General features: G+C 46.8%; 15 protein-coding genes. 8 read left to right on the forward strand and 7 right to left on the reverse strand.

Annotated elements, in window-relative coordinates; translation table 11 throughout:
- Positions 1–64: 64 nt before the first annotated feature.
- Complete coding sequence (locus LRP57_RS08065; RefSeq protein ID WP_231206152.1) at positions 65–1,675, forward strand: ABC-F family ATP-binding cassette domain-containing protein; 1,611 nt, start codon at positions 65–67, stop codon at positions 1,673–1,675.
- Positions 1,676–1,910: 235 nt separating this feature from the next.
- On the opposite strand, the gene LRP57_RS08070 is transcribed toward LRP57_RS08065, so the two are convergent.
- The 4 genes from LRP57_RS08070 to LRP57_RS08085 form a co-directional block, all read right to left on the reverse strand.
- Complete coding sequence (locus tag LRP57_RS08070; RefSeq protein WP_231206154.1) at positions 1,911–2,696, reverse strand: amino acid ABC transporter ATP-binding protein; 786 nt, start codon at positions 2,694–2,696, stop codon at positions 1,911–1,913.
- Positions 2,693–3,616 (reverse strand): amino acid ABC transporter permease, encoded by a 924-nt coding sequence (locus LRP57_RS08075; protein ID WP_231206156.1) that lies wholly within the window; start codon positions 3,614–3,616, stop codon positions 2,693–2,695. Before LRP57_RS08075 ends, LRP57_RS08070 begins: the two co-directional genes overlap by 4 nt.
- A gap of 58 nt (positions 3,617–3,674) precedes the next feature.
- Entirely contained in the window at positions 3,675–4,616 is a 942-nt protein-coding gene (locus LRP57_RS08080; RefSeq protein ID WP_231206158.1) for an ABC transporter substrate-binding protein, read from the reverse strand.
- An 85-nt stretch (positions 4,617–4,701) separates the two neighbouring features.
- Positions 4,702–5,397 (reverse strand): DUF4191 domain-containing protein, encoded by a 696-nt coding sequence (locus tag LRP57_RS08085; RefSeq protein WP_231206160.1) that lies wholly within the window; start codon positions 5,395–5,397, stop codon positions 4,702–4,704.
- A 109-nt stretch (positions 5,398–5,506) separates the two neighbouring features.
- On the opposite strand from LRP57_RS08085, the gene LRP57_RS08090 reads away from it, so the two are divergent.
- Positions 5,507–7,243 carry a protein kinase domain-containing protein gene (locus LRP57_RS08090; RefSeq protein ID WP_231206162.1) on the forward strand — a complete coding sequence of 579 codons (1,737 nt, stop codon included), beginning with the start codon at positions 5,507–5,509 and terminating at the stop codon, positions 7,241–7,243.
- A gap of 238 nt (positions 7,244–7,481) precedes the next feature.
- On the opposite strand, the gene sucB is transcribed toward LRP57_RS08090, so the two are convergent.
- Together sucB and lpdA are read right to left on the reverse strand one after the other, a co-directional pair.
- Complete coding sequence (gene sucB, locus LRP57_RS08095; RefSeq protein WP_231206164.1) at positions 7,482–9,215, reverse strand: 2-oxoglutarate dehydrogenase, E2 component, dihydrolipoamide succinyltransferase; 1,734 nt, start codon at positions 9,213–9,215, stop codon at positions 7,482–7,484.
- A gap of 28 nt (positions 9,216–9,243) precedes the next feature.
- Complete coding sequence (lpdA, locus tag LRP57_RS08100) at positions 9,244–10,617, reverse strand: dihydrolipoyl dehydrogenase (protein ID WP_231206166.1); 1,374 nt, start codon at positions 10,615–10,617, stop codon at positions 9,244–9,246.
- A gap of 354 nt (positions 10,618–10,971) precedes the next feature.
- On the opposite strand from lpdA, the gene LRP57_RS08105 reads away from it, so the two are divergent.
- A complete protein-coding gene (locus tag LRP57_RS08105; protein WP_231206168.1) occupies positions 10,972–11,463 on the forward strand; it encodes a hypothetical protein in 492 nt (163 codons plus the stop codon).
- Here the strand turns inward: LRP57_RS08105 and LRP57_RS08110 are convergent.
- On the reverse strand, positions 11,448–12,674 hold the full coding sequence (locus tag LRP57_RS08110) for a Y-family DNA polymerase (RefSeq protein ID WP_231206170.1): 1,227 nt from the start codon (positions 12,672–12,674) through the stop codon (positions 11,448–11,450). The two genes, LRP57_RS08105 and LRP57_RS08110, sit on opposite strands and share 16 nt — an antisense overlap.
- 109 nt (positions 12,675–12,783) lie before the next feature.
- On the opposite strand from LRP57_RS08110, the gene LRP57_RS08115 reads away from it, so the two are divergent.
- The 5 genes from LRP57_RS08115 (at position 12,784) to casB (ending at position 19,891) form a co-directional block, all read left to right on the forward strand.
- Positions 12,784–13,317 carry a YbhB/YbcL family Raf kinase inhibitor-like protein gene (locus tag LRP57_RS08115; RefSeq protein WP_231206172.1) on the forward strand — a complete coding sequence of 178 codons (534 nt, stop codon included), beginning with the start codon at positions 12,784–12,786 and terminating at the stop codon, positions 13,315–13,317.
- A gap of 93 nt (positions 13,318–13,410) precedes the next feature.
- A complete protein-coding gene (locus LRP57_RS08120; protein ID WP_231206174.1) occupies positions 13,411–13,872 on the forward strand; it encodes a tRNA (cytidine(34)-2'-O)-methyltransferase in 462 nt (153 codons plus the stop codon).
- A 317-nt stretch (positions 13,873–14,189) separates the two neighbouring features.
- Positions 14,190–17,225: a CRISPR-associated helicase Cas3' gene (gene cas3, locus LRP57_RS08125; protein ID WP_231206176.1), complete on the forward strand. Its 3,036-nt coding sequence runs from the start codon at positions 14,190–14,192 to the stop codon at positions 17,223–17,225.
- Between the two features lie 310 nt (positions 17,226–17,535).
- Positions 17,536–19,206: a type I-E CRISPR-associated protein Cse1/CasA gene (gene casA, locus LRP57_RS08130; protein ID WP_231206178.1), complete on the forward strand. Its 1,671-nt coding sequence runs from the start codon at positions 17,536–17,538 to the stop codon at positions 19,204–19,206.
- Complete coding sequence (gene casB / locus LRP57_RS08135; RefSeq protein ID WP_231206180.1) at positions 19,196–19,891, forward strand: type I-E CRISPR-associated protein Cse2/CasB; 696 nt, start codon at positions 19,196–19,198, stop codon at positions 19,889–19,891. Before casA ends, casB begins: the two co-directional genes overlap by 11 nt.
- Positions 19,892–19,894: the final 3 nt, after the last annotated feature.

Consider the following 19,894-nt stretch of genomic DNA (forward strand, 5'->3'; position numbering starts at 1 on the left):
TAGGAATAACACCAACAGGGAGAGTATTTACTTCCGCACAGAGTGAGCAGAGTAAAATACACGAGTGATTAACGTTCAAGATTTTTCTTTACGCATTGGGCCACGAGAATTAGTGTCACATTTGACTTTTCGTTTAGATAAAGGAATGCGCATTGGTTTAGTTGGTCGAAACGGCGCAGGAAAAACAACGACAATGCGTTTACTTGCAGGTGAACGCGATCATGCTGCTGCTGAATACGATGGACACATCACAAGCAACGGCACAATTGGCTACCTACCTCAAGACACGAGCGTAGGCGACCAAAGCCAACTGGCACGTGAACGTATCACATCAGTGCGCGGTCTTGACAGCATCATTCGACGTATACGTAAAGCTGAGCATGACATGTCCACCCTCGAAGGGCCTAGTCAAATAAAAGCAATGGAAAAATACGTGCAACTCGATCAAAGTTTTACCCGCGCAGGCGGATGGGCAGCAAATGCGCAAGCAGCACAAATTGCTCATGCATTAGGCCTACCGGATCGTGTCCTTGACCAGATTCTTGAAACCTTATCAGGCGGGCAGCGGCGACGAGTTGAATTGGCTCGGGTTCTTTTTTCTGAGGCAGATATCCTCCTACTAGATGAACCAACCAATCATTTAGATCATGACTCAATTGTGTGGCTACGTAACTGGATGAAAACTTTTCCCGGGGGCATCATGATGATTTCGCATGATGTTAGTCTTTTAGAAGAAACCGTGAATCAGGTTTTTCATTTAGATGCTCAGCGAGCCCAGGTTGATATTTACCATTTGGGCTGGAATGCCTATGTAAAACAACGTGAAGAAGATGAACGCCGTCGCCGTAAAGAACGTGCGCAAGCTGTGAAGAAAGCAGAACAGTTACGTGCGCAAGGTGAAAAAATGCGTGCCAAAGCAACAAAAGCAGTGGCCGCTCAGCAAATGCTTCGCCGCGCAGATGAATTACTTGCTGCAGTGGGGAATGAGCAACATAAAGAAAAAGTTGCACGCTTGCGTTTTCCACAACCTTTGCCATGCGGCAGGGTGCCTTTAAGTGCGCAGTCACTGTCAAAAACCTACGGCTCTTTAGAAGTATTCATGGGAGTCGATTTGGCGATTGATAAGGGAGCGAAAGTTGTTGTTTTAGGTCTCAATGGTGCAGGTAAAACAACGCTGCTACGTATTCTGGCGGGAATTGAAAAATCTGATACCGGTGAGGTCATCCAAGGGCATGGGCTACGTATCGGATATTACGCTCAAGAACACGACACATTAGATCTGGACGCTACTGTTGAAGAAAATATGTCACGTAGCGCGCCGCAGTTTGATGATACGCATGTGCGTAATGTATTGGGTCAGTTCCTTTTCAGCGGCGACGATGTACATAAGATGACGAATGTGTTGTCTGGCGGTGAAAAGACTCGCCTGGCATTAGCGACGCTTGTTGTGTCAGGTGCGAATGTTTTACTGCTTGATGAGCCAACAAATAATCTTGATCCTGCTTCACGTGAAGAAGTGCTCCATGCGTTACGTACATATGAGGGGGCGGTTATCCTGGTGACGCATGATCCTGGGGCTGTTATTGCTTTACAACCTGAACGAGTGTTAATTCTTCCTGATGCGGATGAAGATTTATGGGATGAATCCTATCTTGATTTGGTGACTTTAACGTGAGTGATTGAACGGTACCGTACGGGGGATGGAGGGGTATTGAGGCCCTAAACAATGCCTGCGGGAGTGTGCATATCAGGGTCGAGATCTAGCTCCCTCTCGGAACACCCTATACAAAGCATGTATGGGGGAGGGTACGTCATACGTGGACCCGAGAGCCGCTCTGCGTTCCACTATGCAAAGCATGTGGGGCACCCTTGCGTTGAACGAGTACATTCTTATTAATAATGCGCTCAAGTTATGAAAGAACTTTTGAGAAAAATTCCTGTGCGCGAGGGTGTTGCGGATAATCAATCACATCTGAAGGGTTACCCATTTCAATGATGCGTCCTTCATCCATAAAAACAACAGTGTCGGCGACTTCTCGTGCAAAAGCAACCTCATGGGTGACCACCACCATCGTCATTCCTGAAGCCGCGAGATCTTTCATCACTGACAGGACTTCACCTACCAATTCAGGATCAAGCGCCGAGGTTGGCTCATCAAAGAGCATGATATCTGGTTGCATAGCCAGCGCGCGGGCAATAGCGACACGCTGCTGTTGGCCGCCAGAGAGCTCAGAAGGAAAATGATGTGCTCGATCAGCAAGATCAACACGCTTTAGCAAATCAAGAGCTTGTTTTTGTGCCTGAACTTTTGACATTTTTGCCACATGAATGGGAGCTTCCATGATATTTTCAAGGGCTGTTTTATGAGGGAATAAATTGAAACGTTGGAACACCATGCCGATACGTGAGCGTTGCTCAGCGATTTTCTTATCTGGCAGATCATGCAAAATTATGTTCCCGTTTTTTTCTTCTTCCCAGTAGCTCAGAAGTTCCCCTTCAATCTCAATACGCCCTGCAGAAATACTTTCAAGCTGATTGAGACACCGCAAAAGTGTGGATTTTCCAGAGCCTGAAGGGCCAAGAATAACGCATACTTCACCGGAAGTAATATCTAAATCTATGCCGCGTAAGACATGGAGATCATCAAAAAATTTGTGGACACCGTTGATGTGAATTATAGGGGTGAAGGTGCTCATGGTGTTACCTCAATGAATGTTGTTTCCGTGTGGACATCAGCAGAAGGGCCACCGATTTTATGTGCGACACGTCGTTCAAAACCTTTTGAGAAATGTCGTTCAATATGGCTTTGCCCCCACATGAGCAGCGTAGTGATGAGCAAATACCATAGGGCAGCTGCGATAAGAAGGGGAACCGGTAGGAATAAAGACTGGCCTTTTGTTCGAGCAACGAAAGTAAGTTCGAGAGTAAAAGGAATAGCAGCAACGAGGGAAGTGGTTTTCAGCATTGAGATGGTTTCGTTACCGATTGGCGGAACGATAACACGCATTGCTTGTGGCAATATGATCCGACGAAAAACCATGCTGCGAGGCATACCTAAAGCTGTTGCTGCTTCCCATTGTCCTTTATCAACTGAAAGAAGGCCTGCACGCATGATCTCTGCGAGGTATGCGCCTTCATTGAGCCCCAGGCCAAGGCAAGCCATCCAAATAGGGGTAATAACTGCGGAAGTATCTAAAGTGGTTACTGGTTCTAAGAAAGGAAGCCCAATGGTGATTTGAGGATATAAAACGGGGAGGAGTGACCAGAAAATTAGCTGTGTATAAATAGGTGTTCCACGGAAGAACCAGATATAAAAAGTGGCAACCCAACGCAAAACAGGGTTAATGGACTGACGCATAATTGCCATGGTGATGGCGAGTATGGTGCCTAAAAGCATGGCAACGATCGTGAGGAAAATTGTGTAGGCCACCCCCCACATGATTGACTCTGAGAAAAGCCACTGCCAGACAACATCCCATCGATAATTTGGGTTAGTGATAAGTCCATAGGCAATAACAAGAGCGATAAGTGCGACGATGACCGCTGAAACCCAACGCCCGGGGTGTGGGGCAGGTCGGGGATCAAGTAATGTGATGTTGTCTTTCACCTGTGCCATAAATTCCTCACCAAGAGCTATGCAGGGCATCCTCAGCGGATGCCCTGCGAGTGATTATTTATTGCTGAACCGGATCCACTTCAGCGTTTGATAAAGCAGCATTCTGAGCGCCGTAGGCGGCAAGAATCTTTGTTAGGTACCCTTTGTCCATAAGGTACTGCATGGCCTTTTGGACAGCTTGCGTCAGCGCCTCATCGTTTTGTGCAACAGCGATTCCTTGGGGGAGAGCTTCGATGACATCACCGACTTGTTCGAGCGCTCCCTGAGAGAGCTCGATGCTGTAACCCACAACTGTTGAATCTGCGAAAGTGGCATCATATTGACCGCCAACTACTTTTGTAGCGACATCTGTTTGCAAGTCCAGCGGCATGACCTTGATTTCTTTTTTGCCCTCAGTGACACATTTTTTAGAAAGTTCCTGTGCATATTCATGCTGGAATGTTCCGTTTTGTACACCGATTGTTGAACCGCATACATTCGTAGGATCAAATTTCTTTGGGTTTCCTTTTGCCACAGCGAAGGCAGAGCCTACATTAACGTAGGAAATCATGTGAGCCTGCTGGATACGTTCGTCAGTGATAGTGAATGAGGAGGCAGCAACATCGAATTTGGTTCCAAGGGCCGGTAAAATCGTTGGAAATTCAGCGTGTGTTGTTACTCCATCGGAAAGTCCCATGACGCGAGCCAATGCCTTCACGATATCAATATCGTAGCCAACGGGGGTTTGTCCGTCCTCTGCGCGAAACTCGCCGGGCGCATAGTCTGTGGAAGCACCGTTGCGCAGGATATTACGTTCTTTAATCGCTTGAGGAACGAGGGCTGCAATCTCATCAACGGTTGGAATTGTTGAGACATCAAAGGATGTGATCGCAGTTTTAGTATTGCCAGAAGCTGCGGCAGAATCTGACTGCTGTGCAGTTGGAGTTGATTGTGGATCAGAGCATCCAACGAGGGCAAAAGCAGCGGCCGCAATGACGGAAACTGTAGTTAACTTGCGCATGGGATTCACCTCTCACTAATGAACGATGTATATATTATGCAGTTGTATGCATAATTATGCATAAAGGTGTCTCGCCATGTGACACTTACCGCCCGCGTAAAGCCCTCCGATTAGGACGCACCTTCGTAGGATCCACACCTTTTGGAATGGGAGCAGTCGTACGTGTTAATGCTGCAAGACGCTGATGAACAGCAGGAACTTCCGTTTTAGTCAGAATATTTTTCAACTTACGCAGAGCCGATTCCAGATCCGCAAGTTTTACTTGCCCATCTTCATGCCCCACTTGAATAAGATGAATAGGGACATTCTTAACAACACGCTGAGCCTTCTGACGTTCAGTACTTAAAAGTGTGTGCACGCGGGAAGAAGGGCCCTCAGAAATGAAAACAACACCAGGACGACCAACAAGACGCCACACGAGATCTTGATCGCGTGTGATAGCAATTGGCTGTTCTGAAATAATCCACCCGCGACGAATCTGTGAAATAGCAGCGTAAACAGCACCTACAGTCCCATCCACCTGAGCATACATTGCCTTACGAACCAGCCAAGCTAACAATGAAGTAGAAACTAAAAGCGAAGTTGTAATACCCAGCAGTACCCACAAAATGTAAGAGCCATGTGAAAGAGCGGCGATAAGAACGCCTAAAGCAATGATGACAGCAGCAGAACCGCCCATTGCCCATCCGATCCAGGGATATGTGCGTGCAGTGATTGTGTATGCATCGCGTAGGTTATGGAACCAGCGGCGCTTTTTCGGTGTAGGTTGTTTATCGCTCATAATGCACCATTCTATCGATCGTCAGCCTCTATGATGACTGCGGGAAGTACTGTCCACAGGATAGCTGTCATGACTTGCTGAATGCACCTTATATTCACATGATGAGGCCATGAAAATTGCTTCATACGATGTTGGGGAAATTGTGGCGATTACCCGATCAGGGCCACTGTGGGCAACAAATACCGCAAAAGGCGAGGAAGCGCTGATATGTATGCGCAGCCAAAAAGACTCCCACAATTTACATGAACGGTGGAAACGCTGGCAAAAAGTACAGAATACTCATGTTGTCCGACTTATCGACATTATCCAATGCGATGATGGGCGCGTAGCACTCATCCAAGAACGACTACGCGGAACACGTCTTGATGTCCTCATGAAAACAGGAGCGCTACGCGAGTCGCTGCAAAGACAGGCATATATTCACGATATATGTGAAGCAGTAAATGCCCTACATCACATGGGTATTGCGCATACTGATCTCAGCCCATCAAATGTGATATGCGTTCCAAACAGGGGAGCAGTCCTCATTGATCTTATAGATGAAGTGCCAGCAAAAGGCGGAACACCCCAATGGTCAGCCGAATGTGCAGGGGGACAAAACGGAGACCAAGAAGCTGTGGAACGAATTGCATACGCATTAGGCCTGCATCGTGATGGTGAAGCGTATTGCGCGTCGCTTTCAAGGGAAAATAGCAAGGAACACCTGAACACTATGAATTCGCAGGCACCACGTGCACTCGCTCCTCAAAGCGACTTCTCGGATAATTCGCCTTTAACCTTGCGGGCAAAAACACCGCAATTTATCACTAGTGATGAAAAAGAGCGAAGAAAAATAGGAAAAGCAGGCAATGATGCCGCAGATGATGAAGCAGTAGCGCGGGTATATTCTCCAGGAAAAGAAATTGATGTACCTCATGAATCAGAAAAACGAGCATCGTCACGCCCTGTGCGTCACTTTGATTATGTTTTAGATCCGACACGAAACGAAAAAGACATCCTCGACAATATGCGCACCATCGCATTACGTACTACAACTGTATTTCCGCGTGAAAGACATGTACCGAAAGGACTGGTACGTTATCGCAAAATGGCAAGGCGGAAAAAGCCTCATGTATCCCACCGTCCGCATATGCTCTTTTCTGGAGTCATCCTTTTGCTTGTTTTGATTGCAGCTATATGGATGCACCTGCCACGTGAAGGAAATTTTACGCACGAAACACAAGCGATATCACCCGATATGCGCAATCACAGTGGAAGTACAGAAAATACGAAGCTCCATACACTCCCACCTTTGGCACCCGGTAAAATCCCTAATGAATCTGCGCAAGCACAGGGCGAAGAAAGGAAGAAAGCCCGCTCTATCCACATGAAGAATAATACTCAGGCATCACGCGAAAAAACACGGGGCGACACTACTTCTCACGGCAATGATGAAAGTCAGGGTCTTAAGAGGAAAAACACTGTGGCTCAACCTGATATATGTGATCCCATAGCTGTGAGCGAACAAGTGAATGCTATTTTATCCGTGCGCGATCAGGCCATGAGTCAGTTAAATCCTCAGCTTCTTTCCTCACTTTTAACAGGAGAAGCATGGGAATCAGATAAGAAAATTATTGAGGCATTGCAGCGCTCGCATACGCTCCTCGGAGGCTTCCATACGCAAGGGAGTGCGGTGAGGATTACGCAATGCGCAAGCCAGGAGGTAACACTTCGACTCCGAGTAAAACAAGACTCCTATCAGCGTTGCGATGATTCTGCATGTTCACAGGTGGCGGCAGAAGAAAAAGAAATGCTTTGGCTGATGACGGGTGAATCTATGCAACTGACTCAAGTCAGAGACATATGAGCGTGAGCTTATGGTTTACGCGAGCACGATACATGCATCAATGGTCCGCATATTTTGTGGAAATACCACTGATTCTTTTGTGGAGCGCTTCTTTTGTGGATCTGAGCCCTTACTTCAATGCTTAGCTGAGGCCGTTATTTTGTGAGAGAAATGAAGGGAGGTACGCAATTGCGTACCTCCCTTCAGTAGAAGTAATACGAAACTTCAGCTAAGTGTCTTGGAGCTCATGAAAGTGAAATCAGAGTCCAAGTTCGGCTTCGAAAGCTCCTTCTTCTAGGCGTTTCTTCACATCCATGAGGAAACGAGAAGCGTCAGCACCATCAACGAGGCGATGATCATATGACAAGGAGACATACACCATTGAGCGGATCGCAATTGAATCGGCACCGAGAGCGTCTTTGACGACAACTGGGCGCTTAACGATTGTGCCTACACCCATAATCGCGGTTTCCGGCATGTTTAACACAGGAGTATCAAAGAGTGCTCCGCCTGAACCGGTATTCGTGATGGTGAAAGTGGAACCGGAAAGCTCGTCAGCACTTGCTGTGGCGTTGCGTGTACGGGCAGCAAGATCATTAATTGAGCGAGCAATATCAGCCAGTGACTTTTCACCTGCGTTCTTGATGACAGGAACCAGCAAGCCGCGTTCAGTGTCACATGCGATACCCACATGCTCGTGATCGAAGTATGTGACTTCCTTGTCGTGAATAGTTGCGTTGATCTTTGGATGGTACAGCAAAGATTCTGTCGCAGCTTTCACGAAGAAAGGTAAGAATGTGAGCTTGGTGTTTTCTCGTGCTAGGAAGTCATTCTTCGCACGTGCGCGTAAGTGCGCAATCTTTGTTACGTCAACTTCGATGACGGTGGTGAGCTGAGCTGCAGTCTGCAAAGACTCAACCATCCGGCGTGAAATAGTTTGACGTAGGCGCGACATTTTTTCAGTGGTCCCACGCAAAGGTGAAGGTGTGCGTGTTTCGGTGAACGCAGGTGCCGCTGTTACGGGAGCAGAAGTAGCAGTCACCTGAGAAGCAGATGCTGCCGAAGCTGCGACCGCAGCTTCGATGTCTTCGCGGCGAATGCGTCCGCCAACGCCGGTACCTGTCACTGTGCTTAAATCAATTCCTGCTTCGCGGGCAAGTTTACGCACGATAGGTGTGACATAGCCGCCACTCATTGATGCTGGTACTGCCGGTGCTGGTGCTGCCGGTGCTGAAGCCGGAGCTAGGGGAGTACCAAAGCCCTGTGGTAGTGCTGTGTCTAAAAGTGCGGGAGCAGGTGCTGGTGCTGCCGGTGCCACAGGAGCAGACGGCATGGGTGTTGGAGCTGGTGCTGCAACTGGTGCGGGGGTAGCAGCCTGAACAGGCACTGAGGTTTGAGCAGTCGGTTCGGCCTCAGAAATAACAGCAACGACTGTTCCTACCTCAACGGTCTCATCTTCTCCAACGAGGATCTGTGTGAGCCATCCTGAAATAGGTGCAGGCACCTCAGAATCTACTTTGTCAGTAGAAACTTCAAGTAGAGGCTCATCAGCTTCGACACGATCGCCCACAGCTTTCAGCCAGGTGGTGACAGTGCCCTCTGAAACAGACTCGCCTAATGCAGGCATCGTGACCTCAACACCTGAGCTTGAAGTCGCTGCAGGAGACGGTGCTGGAATTGCAGGTGCAGGAGCTGGCGCTGGTGCTGTAACTGGAGCCGGAGCTTGAACCGCTGGAGTAGGAACGGCGGCTTCAGAAGCATCGCCAATACGAGCAATAACAGTTCCCACTTCCACGGTGTCATCTTCATGCGCAAGGATCTCTAGAAGAACACCTGCAGCAGGAGAGGGAACTTCGGAATCTACCTTATCGGTTGAAACTTCAACGAGCGGTTCGTCAAGGGCAACAGTGTCGCCTACATTTTTTAGCCAAGTGGTGACGGTGCCTTCGGTCACCGACTCGCCCAGTGCGGGCATAGTCACATCAGTTGACATGGTGGTCCTCCTTTGTCGGTTACCGATTCTAGTTGTGTGCGTGTAAAGGCTTGCCAGCAAGCGCTAAGGCAGCTTCACCAATGGATTCATTTTCTGTTGGATGAGCATGTATGAGGGATGCAAGATCGGCAGGATATGCTTCCCAGTTCACGATAAGTTCGCCTTCACCAACCTGTTCACCAATGCGAGCACCGATAGCGTGGAAACCAACGATTGGTCCATCCTCAACGGAAACTAACTTGATAAAGCCTGAGGTTCCTAAAATATTTGACTTACCGTTACCTGCAAGATTGTATTCCACAGATTTAACAGCGTCACCGTATTTTTCACGAGCTTGCTTTTCTGTGAGTCCAACCGAAGCGATCTCTGGTTCACAGAAAGTGACACGCGGAATTCCGGATTCCACGATGGGAGCAGGAGTGAGGCCGGCGATCTTTTCAGCCACGAAAATACCTTGCAGGAAACCGCGGTGTGCAAGCTGTAAGCCGGGAACAATATCGCCTACAGCAAAAATATTCCCTACACCTGTGTGTAAATTATCGTCAACGAGGACGAAACCACGATCTAGGCGGATACCTTGTTCAGCATAGCCAAGACCGTCAGTGACAGGTCCACGTCCAACGGCGACAAGTAAAACATCAGCATCGAAAGTTTTTCCATCTTCCGTGCTCACATGCACACCGAAATCATCTTGCGTGGCGCCTGAAAAACGAGTGTTTGTATGGAAAGCAATTCCACGTTTACGGAATACGCGTTCAAGGTGCTTTGAGACTGCTTCATCTTCATTATTTGCAAGATGAGGCAGTGCTTCAATGATGGTGACCTCAGCCCCGAAGGAACGCCATACGGAAGCAAATTCAAGACCAATAACACCGCCACCTAGGACGACTGCGCGCTGAGGTACCCACTCCATTTGGAGGGCTTGATCCGAAGTGATGATACGACCGTTGATGTCAAGGCCAGGAATAGAGCGTGAGTATGAACCCGTTGCCAAAATAATATGGCGTCCGGTGATGCGGCGACCATCTACCTCAACAGTGTCAGGAGAGACTAAACGACCCCAACCTTGGATGATCTCCACATTGCGTGAAGACAGTAGGCCCTGGAGTCCTTTGAAAAGCTTCGTAATAACTGAGTCGCGATACTTTGCAACGGCAGACATATCAATGCCGTGGAAAGTTGACTGAACGCCAAAGGCAGCGGAGTCTTTCACCGCATCTGCCGTTTCAGCAGCATGTAAATAGGCCTTCGTAGGTATGCAACCGCGGTGTAGACATGTACCGCCTACCTTATCGCCTTCAATAAGGGCTACTTTGAGACCTAATTGAGAGGCGCGTAAAGCTGCTGCATAGCCGCCAGAACCGGCCCCGAGGATGACAACGTCGTATCCGGGCTCGCTCACGTGATCCACTCCTAGATGTCGATTTTTATATGGCTTGAAATACCATCAGGGCCTATTGTCCCACTCTGTAGCTCATATGTCCCACTAGCGAGCGCAATACTGTGGTGGGGATAACCACAAAGTGTGTCGTGGCAGGTGGAAAGGAAATGCTTTTTACCTCGCTTTGTGTTTTCGCTGTAAGGAAGGTTTATGAAAACCTCTGTGTTTTATTGTCATATTCCTGGGTGACGACAGCGGAATACACGCTGCTTTGTTGCGAACTTGTGAAAGGCGGAGATGTGAAAAATTTTCTTGCGTAGGAAAAGAGTCTCTCGCGTAGGATATATCGGGAGATATTGTGAAAGAAAGGTCAAGATGACACAGCCTTCGCCTCTGGAAGAACAAATACATGATAGCCGTCCTCCCGCTTTAGGTATGGGGCGTCTTGTAATGGTGTTGTATTGGTTGTGTGGATTGTGGATTTTCATTGAATCTGTTGCCTTACTTTTCGTGCGGCCAAATGATGCATTTGTTGGGCCGCTATTGGGATCTGTTTTGGCTGGGTTTTTGCAGATAACTGCAGCAGTTGCGATTACCCATAATGGGCGACGCATGCGCATGATCGGTTGGGTAACAACTTTGATCTGTTTGACTGCCCCAATTATCGTTGGAATTGTTAGCTGGGGGATGCCTGATTTTTCTGTCATGCGTTCGGCATGGGGACGTTTTGGTGTTGATTATTGGTACCTGCCAATTGCTGTGAATGGGATCGGCATTGTGTGGCTGTGGTTTTCTAATCCGCGACGTATTGTTGAATTGGCAGAGCGTATTGAACGTGTTCCGCTTAGCCATTATGGGAGCGAATGATCCTGCAAAAAAGAGGAATAGCCTCGTGCGCACAAAGTGATCTTTTCTATCGGTGAGCGGAGCCTGTAAAAATCACCCGTGTTTTTAGCTAATTCCCATGAAAGCAACTGCCACTTCACATAATTTTTTACGCTGTGACTATCGCGAATATCTATTCCTTGCCACACGCGCTGGCATTGTGTTCCATCTTTTAGGTGAAAAGTAGCTGTCAAAGAATACGAATGAAAATTTGTTTTCTGTGCCTGAGTAGCCCATCTTTGTAGAACTGTATCTACGTGACGATGTCTTTTTGGAGGAACGTGTGGAACCATTAGAGCTGCATTGTGCGAATCTGTTAGGTGAGTAGTGTTTTCTGCGCTCTGATTACTCCATGCAATCTGCCCCTCAGGATAAGTAAAAGCTTGCTCATTTTGCGCTTGCTGCGCGTATTTTGAGGGAGCTGAATCTGAGTGATTCAGGAAATCAGAACATCTCAGTGAAATATTTTTATGCTCTAGCGTTTCCTTGAAGAAAAACTCAAAGAAAGAATCGAAACTTTGTCCACTGATGAGGTGATGGAATAAATGACAAGCAAGTAGGCGTGTGCTACTTGTGAGTGCGGGCCATGAAATCATGAAAGTATGACAAGTGCGCACATCCAGATTTGCTAGTTTTTGAATGATTTCGCTGGCTTTTTCCTGCCAAGAATTGGGTAAAAGCGGCAGTAATGCTGTAAGGGGAAGATCTGTACTTTCCGTTCCTCTGAAATTTTCTTCACTAGCTTTTTGATTATGAGCAGCAAGACGAGCATTGATAATACTCGTGCCAATACCTGCATAACAGGGTACATGCGTGTAATTAGTGAGAATCTGACCGATCTGCGCAGCCCATTCTTCTGTATATGCGGATTTAGAAGTACCCGAATCAAGCAGTGCGTATGCCCATCCAACATCTATCCAACGCACCTGCGGGACAAAATCTTGTAAACAGTTCATGAGCGTGGAAAAAGTGACTCCAGGCCGCTCGGGATTATCTGATAAGAAAATAGTGTGAGGACATAAATATTGCGCTACAGCAATTGGCATATTCATCCGCAAACCTGATCGTTGCGCAATATGATTAACCGTCACAATCAGCCCATCCTTCACAGTGGCAGCAGGGGAGTCTGGAGGAACATCCACACTCACACACTGTGAATTCCAATTGGGAATGTAAACCGCTAGATACTGCATAAAAACTCTCCTTATCGAACATATGTTCTTATAGTAAGAAGGGTCTATATCATCTGCGGTACAGGTGTGCGTATGTCATGATTACAAGAAAAAGATAAGGAGCATTTACATGGATCTCTCTGCGCGCCCACAAGCTATTCATCCAGATATTGCGATTCCTTGCCCTACTTCCTTTAAGCTTACCTCGCCTACCCTCATTGAAGGTGAGTTTTTACCTACGGAGCATACGGCTGACGGTGGAAATATATCCCCTCAGTTACGCTGGGAAAATCCGCCCGTAGGAACTGAAAGTTTCCTCCTGACATGCTTTGATCCAGACGCTCCGACTCCTTCGGGCTGGTGGCATTGGTGTGTTGTCGATATTGATGCATCTGTGTATGAACTTGTATCCGGTGCAGGAGCATCTGACCTTGAACTTGAAGGAGCTGCTTTTCATCTTCGTGCTGACCATGGGGAAGCGTCATATTTTGGTGCAGCTCCACCCAAGGGGGACCGGGAGCATCGTTACGTTTTCACCCTTTATGCTCTAGATGTTCCTACGCTTCACGTAGATGATGAAGCAAGTATTGCCATGGCTATTTTCCTTGCAAATGAGCATGTATTAGGGCGAGCCTCTATAACTGTGTTTTATCAGCAAAAATAGTGAGGGCTTCCCTTGTCTTTTAAGGGGGTGTGACACATGTCTATTAGTAGGCTTGACATGAGAGAACTGCCGAGGGCATGAAACAATGAGTGAGTGCTTCATCTGATTTTTCTTACTCCAGAAATTCCAGGAAACTCTGGCGCGGCTATTCGTCTATGTGCATGTACAGGTGCGATGCTTCACCTTGTTGAGCCTTTAGGATTCGACATGGATGACGCTAAATTACGTCGAGCAGGTCTGGATTATCATGATCTCGCCCATGTGCAAGTGCACCCTGATTTGGACTCAGCTTTTGCAGAAGTGCCTGGTCGAATATGGGCTTTAACCGGACATGTTGACACGATGTATTCTGATGCGCAATTTGCAGATGGTGACGGTTTGCTCTTTGGGAGGGAATCAACAGGTCTGCCATCGGACGCTCTTGCTCATCCACGTATTCACGATGCTTTGCGTATTCATATGCTTCCTGGTTTACGTTCGTTGAATTTAGCTAATTCTGCCTCCATTGTTTTATATGAAGCCTGGCGTCAGCTCGGCTTCCCTGGTGGGGTGTAGGTACGGTTTATGGTTTAGGCGACTGGCATTTGCATGTCATAGCTGCTCCTGTTTGTGCATCTTTTGTGTCGCCTGTTTAGGTTTCTTTATGCTGAAAAATACGGCGGGATCGGATGAAGCTTTGCTTATTTTGTGATCCTGTTGCTGTGTGTTGCGGATTGAGTCACGTATTTGCTAGCGGCAGGTGATGACCCATAAAAAATAAAAGTGATATGCATCATAATTTATGGGTATTTTCTTTTACGCTCACAAATTGAACGCAGATGTTAGGGGCGCGTGTTTCACTGTTATTAGCTCGAAAAGGAAGGAAGAAAGCTATGCCAGTGAATCCCGAGCTTACGATCAAAGATCTTTCTGCACAAAGTCGTGCGCTGTGGGCCAAAACTGCTCGTGATGATGACAGTAGTGCATGGCTGAACCTTCCCCAACATTTAATGGATACAGCCGATGTTGCAGGAATTTTATGGGATGAATGGCTTCCTGCCTCTACTCGCCACATCATCAGTCAACTGTGTTGTTTAACTGAGGAACAAACTCGAAAATTACTGCGCTGGATGGCAGGAACACATGACATAGGAAAAGCAACTAAGTTTTTTCAAGGACAGCTTGAACAGCGCGGAAAACCTGAACAGCGCATATTCGCTGAACGGGTGCGTGCAGCAGGATTATCTTTAGATAAATATGACAAGCATCAGAAAGTCCTTCATTCGGTCGCAAGCTATCTGATTCTTGGTGATTGGCTGTTTGAACGTTATGGAGCACCTAGAGGCAAGATTGACTCTTTGGTTTATCCTGCTCAAGCTCATCATGGCACCACATCAGATATCGATTCCAACATAATCTCCTTACTTTCACGTGATGTGCGGGAAGGTGAGCATGAACATGAATGGATTGAAGTATGGGATGAACTGTATGAATTCATGACCGAGTACACACAAGCGCATGATGTGCTCCAATGCATTTTTGTTGAAAAATGCAAACTTCGTGTAGAGGCGCAAATACAAATGACGGGTCTAATTATTTGTGCTGACTGGATGGCTTCAAATGCTGATATTTTCCCGCTCATTGGTGGGGCTGAATCTTGTTCGCAGTCTGTGCGAGTGAGGGAAGGATATCAAGCTCTTGCACTTACTCGACCATGGGAAGCGCAAGCCCCGCAACTTGAGGAATTGGATACGTACCTGAGAAAGGCATTTTCATGGCCAAATACTGCGCAGGCACGTCCCGTCCAAAGGGCAACTGCTTCCGTGTGTGAACAAATGCAAGCACCAGGTCTTCTTATTGTTGAAGCACCCACTGGGGAAGGAAAAACAGAAGCTGCTCTTGTTGCGGCTGAAATATGTGCTGCGCGTTGGAATCTGGGCGGTATTTTTCTTGGAGCACCCACCATGTCCACGTCAAATATGCTGTTCGCGCGAATTAAGCGATGGGCACAAAGGCGCACAAGTGTAAGTGACCAGGTGCTGTCTATGTTTTTAGCTCATTCGAAAGCTGCTCTTAATAATGAATACGAAGAATTACCACGTCTCTATATTTCTGATGATGAAAGTGTAGAGGAGAGAATCGGTGAAAATATTGTCGCTTCCCAATGGCTTAGTGGGAGAAAGAAAGGGATACTTGCTAATTTTGTTGTAGGAACGGTCGATCAACTACTTTTCATGGCGCTTCGGGCTAAACATGTCATGCTTAGGCACCTTGGTTTCGCAGGTAAGGTCGTTATCATCGATGAAGTACATGCCTATGACGCATATATGTCACAATATTTAGAGCGTGCGCTCACATGGCTGGCTCGTTACCGTGTTCCTGTTATTCTCTTGTCGGCTACCTTACCAATAGGTGTGAAACGTAGACTAGTGACCGCCTATGCGACGGGGTGCGGGAATAAAAGCTCAATCCCATTATCACTTTCCAAAGCCTATCCACTGATTACCGCTTTTTCTTCTCAAGAGTTCATGGAAAAAACGGTGGAAGTTCCGGAAAAGGAAGTGAAAGATCGTTCAGCGAAAATTAAGGTGTCATTCATAGCTGATGAGATTGCTGAACTAACTCAACAGATTCTCAAAGTAACTGCTGAAGACGGAGGGTGTGTCCTTGTTCTGTGTAACACTGTGACGCGGGCGCAGGAAACATACATGGCTTTCAGAGATGCTTTGGTAGCGGATAGCAGGCGACATGAAGACGAAGTATGTTTACTTCATGCGAGATTTGCTGCAATAGATCGACTCGAAGCAGAAGAAAAACTTATGACAGAGCTTGGAGCCAAAGCTCATAGGAGCCCTAGACAAGAATCACATGATCTTCCCATAAACGGGGCGGACAGCGGGGAAGTGCGTCCTCGTAGTCGCATCCTTATTGCTACGCAGGTTGCTGAACAATCTCTTGACATTGATGTTGATTTACTTGTGACAGATTTTGCTCCTATTGATTTGTTTTTGCAGCGTGTTGGTCGTTTGCATCGGCATAAGCGGAATGCTGAGGATCGGCCTGCTCAATTGCAAGCGCCGCAAGTCTGGATACGTGCTCTTAAAGAACCGAAGATAAAAGATCTCAGTGCAAAACATCCAAAGTCTGATTTCTTTGATCGAGCCAGCCTCTATTTGTATGACGAATATACGATGATGCGAAGTTACCATGTATTACTCAAACATTTATCACGTACTGGGGGCATACTTTGTCGTCCTGATGACATACCTGAATTAGTGCATGCAACATATGGTTCTGAATTCTCATGTCCATGCGGAGAAGGATGGTCAGAGCAATGGGCTGAACTTAAAACAGAATCCGAGAAGCAACAGGAGCGCTCAAGGATGCGTGCTAAAACCTTTGCTATACCAGATAAATGCAACAAGTTGCCAGAGGTTTTTGGTTACGATGTGGGGGACATAGCTCGGAACTCACAAAGCGAAGAACGTGGTTATGCGCAAGTGCGTGACACTGATCCAAGTATTGAAGCTGTACTTATAGTGAAACGTTTAAGTGGATATCAGCCCCTACCGTGGTTATGTGAAGGGGAAAACGAAGCGCTTTCAGCGGTGTATTTACCAGACTGTGAACTGCCGCGGCGTCTGTCCTATATTTTAGCGACATCCACTGTCAGGCTTCCACGCAGATTTTGTATAGGTGGGACGAAAGGAAGCCCTTTTGATCGGGCGCTTACAGAACTAGAAAAGCATACGCCCCTAGGATGGCAGCACGATCCTTTACTACGTGGCATGGTTGCACTTGAATTAGAAGAAATTGAGGTCTTGAAGGAAGGGGAATCAGTGAAATACTTGCAATGTGAACTGCTTGGCAGGACCTTACGTTATTCACGTGAAGTCGGCCTATATGACGCGACCTCGGAGAATGAGTAAAATAAGGAGGCCTCGATTATCGGGGATGAGCCAGCGTTATTATTGTTTAGAGATCTGGCTTCAGAGTGGTCCCTGAGAACGGGGAGAATCTTGTTATTTTCAGTTGGAATACAGATTAAAATAATGCGTTATTATTATTGCTGAAAATAATCTACTTGTTGTGTAGACCGAAGATACTTAAGCTGATCGCTGCTTCAATCATCGCAGGGGCCTATATCAACTGCGGTCTTTGAGAACTGCATACAATATTTGTTTTTACTTCTACTTGTTAAGTAAAATTTTTTAGATGATCCCAAAGGAGGGATGAAAAATGATGGAACAGCCCTACTCTTTTTCGCTTATCACAGAGCCTTGGGTACAAGTGACCGACGATAAGGGAAAAATTCACCTTGCCTCTTTACGTAATATTTTTGATGGAACTATGCGTATTCGCTGTATCAGCGGAGATAACTCTTTACAAGACTATGCGATTTTCAGGCTACTTCTTGTGATCTTTTGGTGCGCGCATCGTCAAAATCCTGACCTACTTAAACTAGGTGATAGTGAGGAGTGGTGGGAAAATCAGTGGGAAAAAATCAAAGGTGAAAGAAAAGACGAAATAGTACTGAATTACTTAGAGCAATGGGCTGATCGTTTTGACCTGTTTCATCCTCTGACCCCATTTATGCAAGTTGCAAACTTGGCTACTAGTAAAAAAGATCACAAAGAAATAAAAGAACTTGTACCCGAATATGTCGGAAAACAATTCGCCCTTCGTCAAGGCGTGGCCCTTGAAGCGCTTACCCCAGCTGAAGCGGCACGCTGGCTCATATGTGCACAGAGCTACGACCCTTCAGGAATTAAGAGCGGTGCTGTAGGCGATCCCAGAGTAAAAGGCGGGAAGGGGTATCCCATTGGTCGAGGATGGACAGGGCTAACGGGAGGGATCCTCATACATGGCGAAAATATGAATGAAAGTTTGCTACTAAACACTGTGCCGGGAATTATTTTTGACGATGAAGATCTCCCAGTGTGGGAACGTACCCCAGATACAGAAAAAGAACGTGCCGTCTCCATTCCTAAAGGGCCATGTGATCTTTTGACATGGCAAGCCCGTCGTATTCGATTATTTACTGATGAAGAGGGGAAAGAAGTTACTGGAGTGCTCCTATGTAATGGTGATCGTATTCCTGGATCTGGTGCCAATATCTTTCATGATCCAATGACCCCATATCGCTATTCAGCTAATAAATCCACAGCGACTCAAGAAGTTTTTTATCCGCGTCCGCACGATGAGGACCTTACGTTATGGCGCAGCTTGGACCCATTGCTCATACGTGAAGGTAAAGATATTGGCATAGAAACAGCTCAAAGCTATGGAAAGAAAAAAGGAAAAGATCCTCGAGCAGCTAAAACTATGACGGCACTTGCGGATAAACAAAAAAGAGGAGGAGTCCTCTCAGGGAAAAGTATCGACATCCAGCTTATCAGTGCCATATACAACAAGGATGCATCTTCCCTTCTAAATATTGTCGATCTAAGTCTCAGTTTCCCAGTGGATGCTTTTGCTGAAGAAGAACCACGACTTTTACGTGCCATCGTTCGTGCTGCATCCCTGACGCGGACAACTTCTGTTTACTTGGGACAATATGCCGGACGGCTCATACAAGCAGCAGGGGGTAAATATGCTTACCAAAAAAATGTTGCTGCTGCCTTCCTTGACTCTATGACACCACTTTTCATGGATTGGATGCGCAACCTAACTGAAGGGTATGAGTCAGTAAATAAATGGAGTCAAAACCTTGAAAATGAAGTGCTTATTCGTAGTGCTGAACTCATCCGACAATCAGGTACTCGCGCATTGATTGGGCGTGATATCAATGAAAATGAGGGCAAAACACGCTTCATAAGTGCAGGTAGCGCTCAATCAACGCTCAAAAATCAACTACGTAAACTTTTACCGCATCATGACAACACTCAGGAGGAAACCCATGGTAACTGAACCTGTCAGCGAGGACACAGGTAAACCCCCCGAAACTACTCGCCAATATCCCACGCTCGCTTTCGTTGTGAGAAAAAGTGTTGAGCGTCTGCAAAGCGATTACTTAAGCGAAAATGAAGCCCGCTGCTCACGAGCTAAAGCGATACTTGCTGAACTGCGACATGGGATATCAACTAAAAGTGGACGATATCTCTTTGCGTGGCAAAGTGCTTTTGAACAGCTGTTCGCCGATCGTTTTGACCAAATATTCGGTGAAGAAAAGGCTATCAAAGAAAAGAGTTTTCACGATATCACTGCCTCAGAAAAAGCTGCGTATGAAGCGTTAAGTCTATTTGCATGTCATATGCAGTCACGGAAAAAACCTATGCACGCTCAAAACCAAACCATTGCACGTGCAGCAGGCATACTTATGGCTCGACGCGAGTCCGCCTCTTTGAAAGTCAGATTTAATCAAATCCTCAGCAGCCGTACAGATGAAATACGACTGACACACTTACATGGACTTATCTCGCTCCTACGATCTGAAGAAATCCCCTGTGACTACGGTCAACTTGCAGCAGATCTTGCCGCACTTAGGGACCCGCGAAAAAAAGAGCGGATACTTCTGACATGGGCACGTGACTTCAGCTACGGGCTCAACAGCCATTTACACGATTCACAAGAAACATCTACAACAGAAAACTAGAAT

The sequence above is a fragment of the Schaalia sp. lx-260 genome, assembly GCF_021083645.1.
In the GTDB taxonomy this organism is placed as follows: domain Bacteria; phylum Actinomycetota; class Actinomycetes; order Actinomycetales; family Actinomycetaceae; genus Pauljensenia.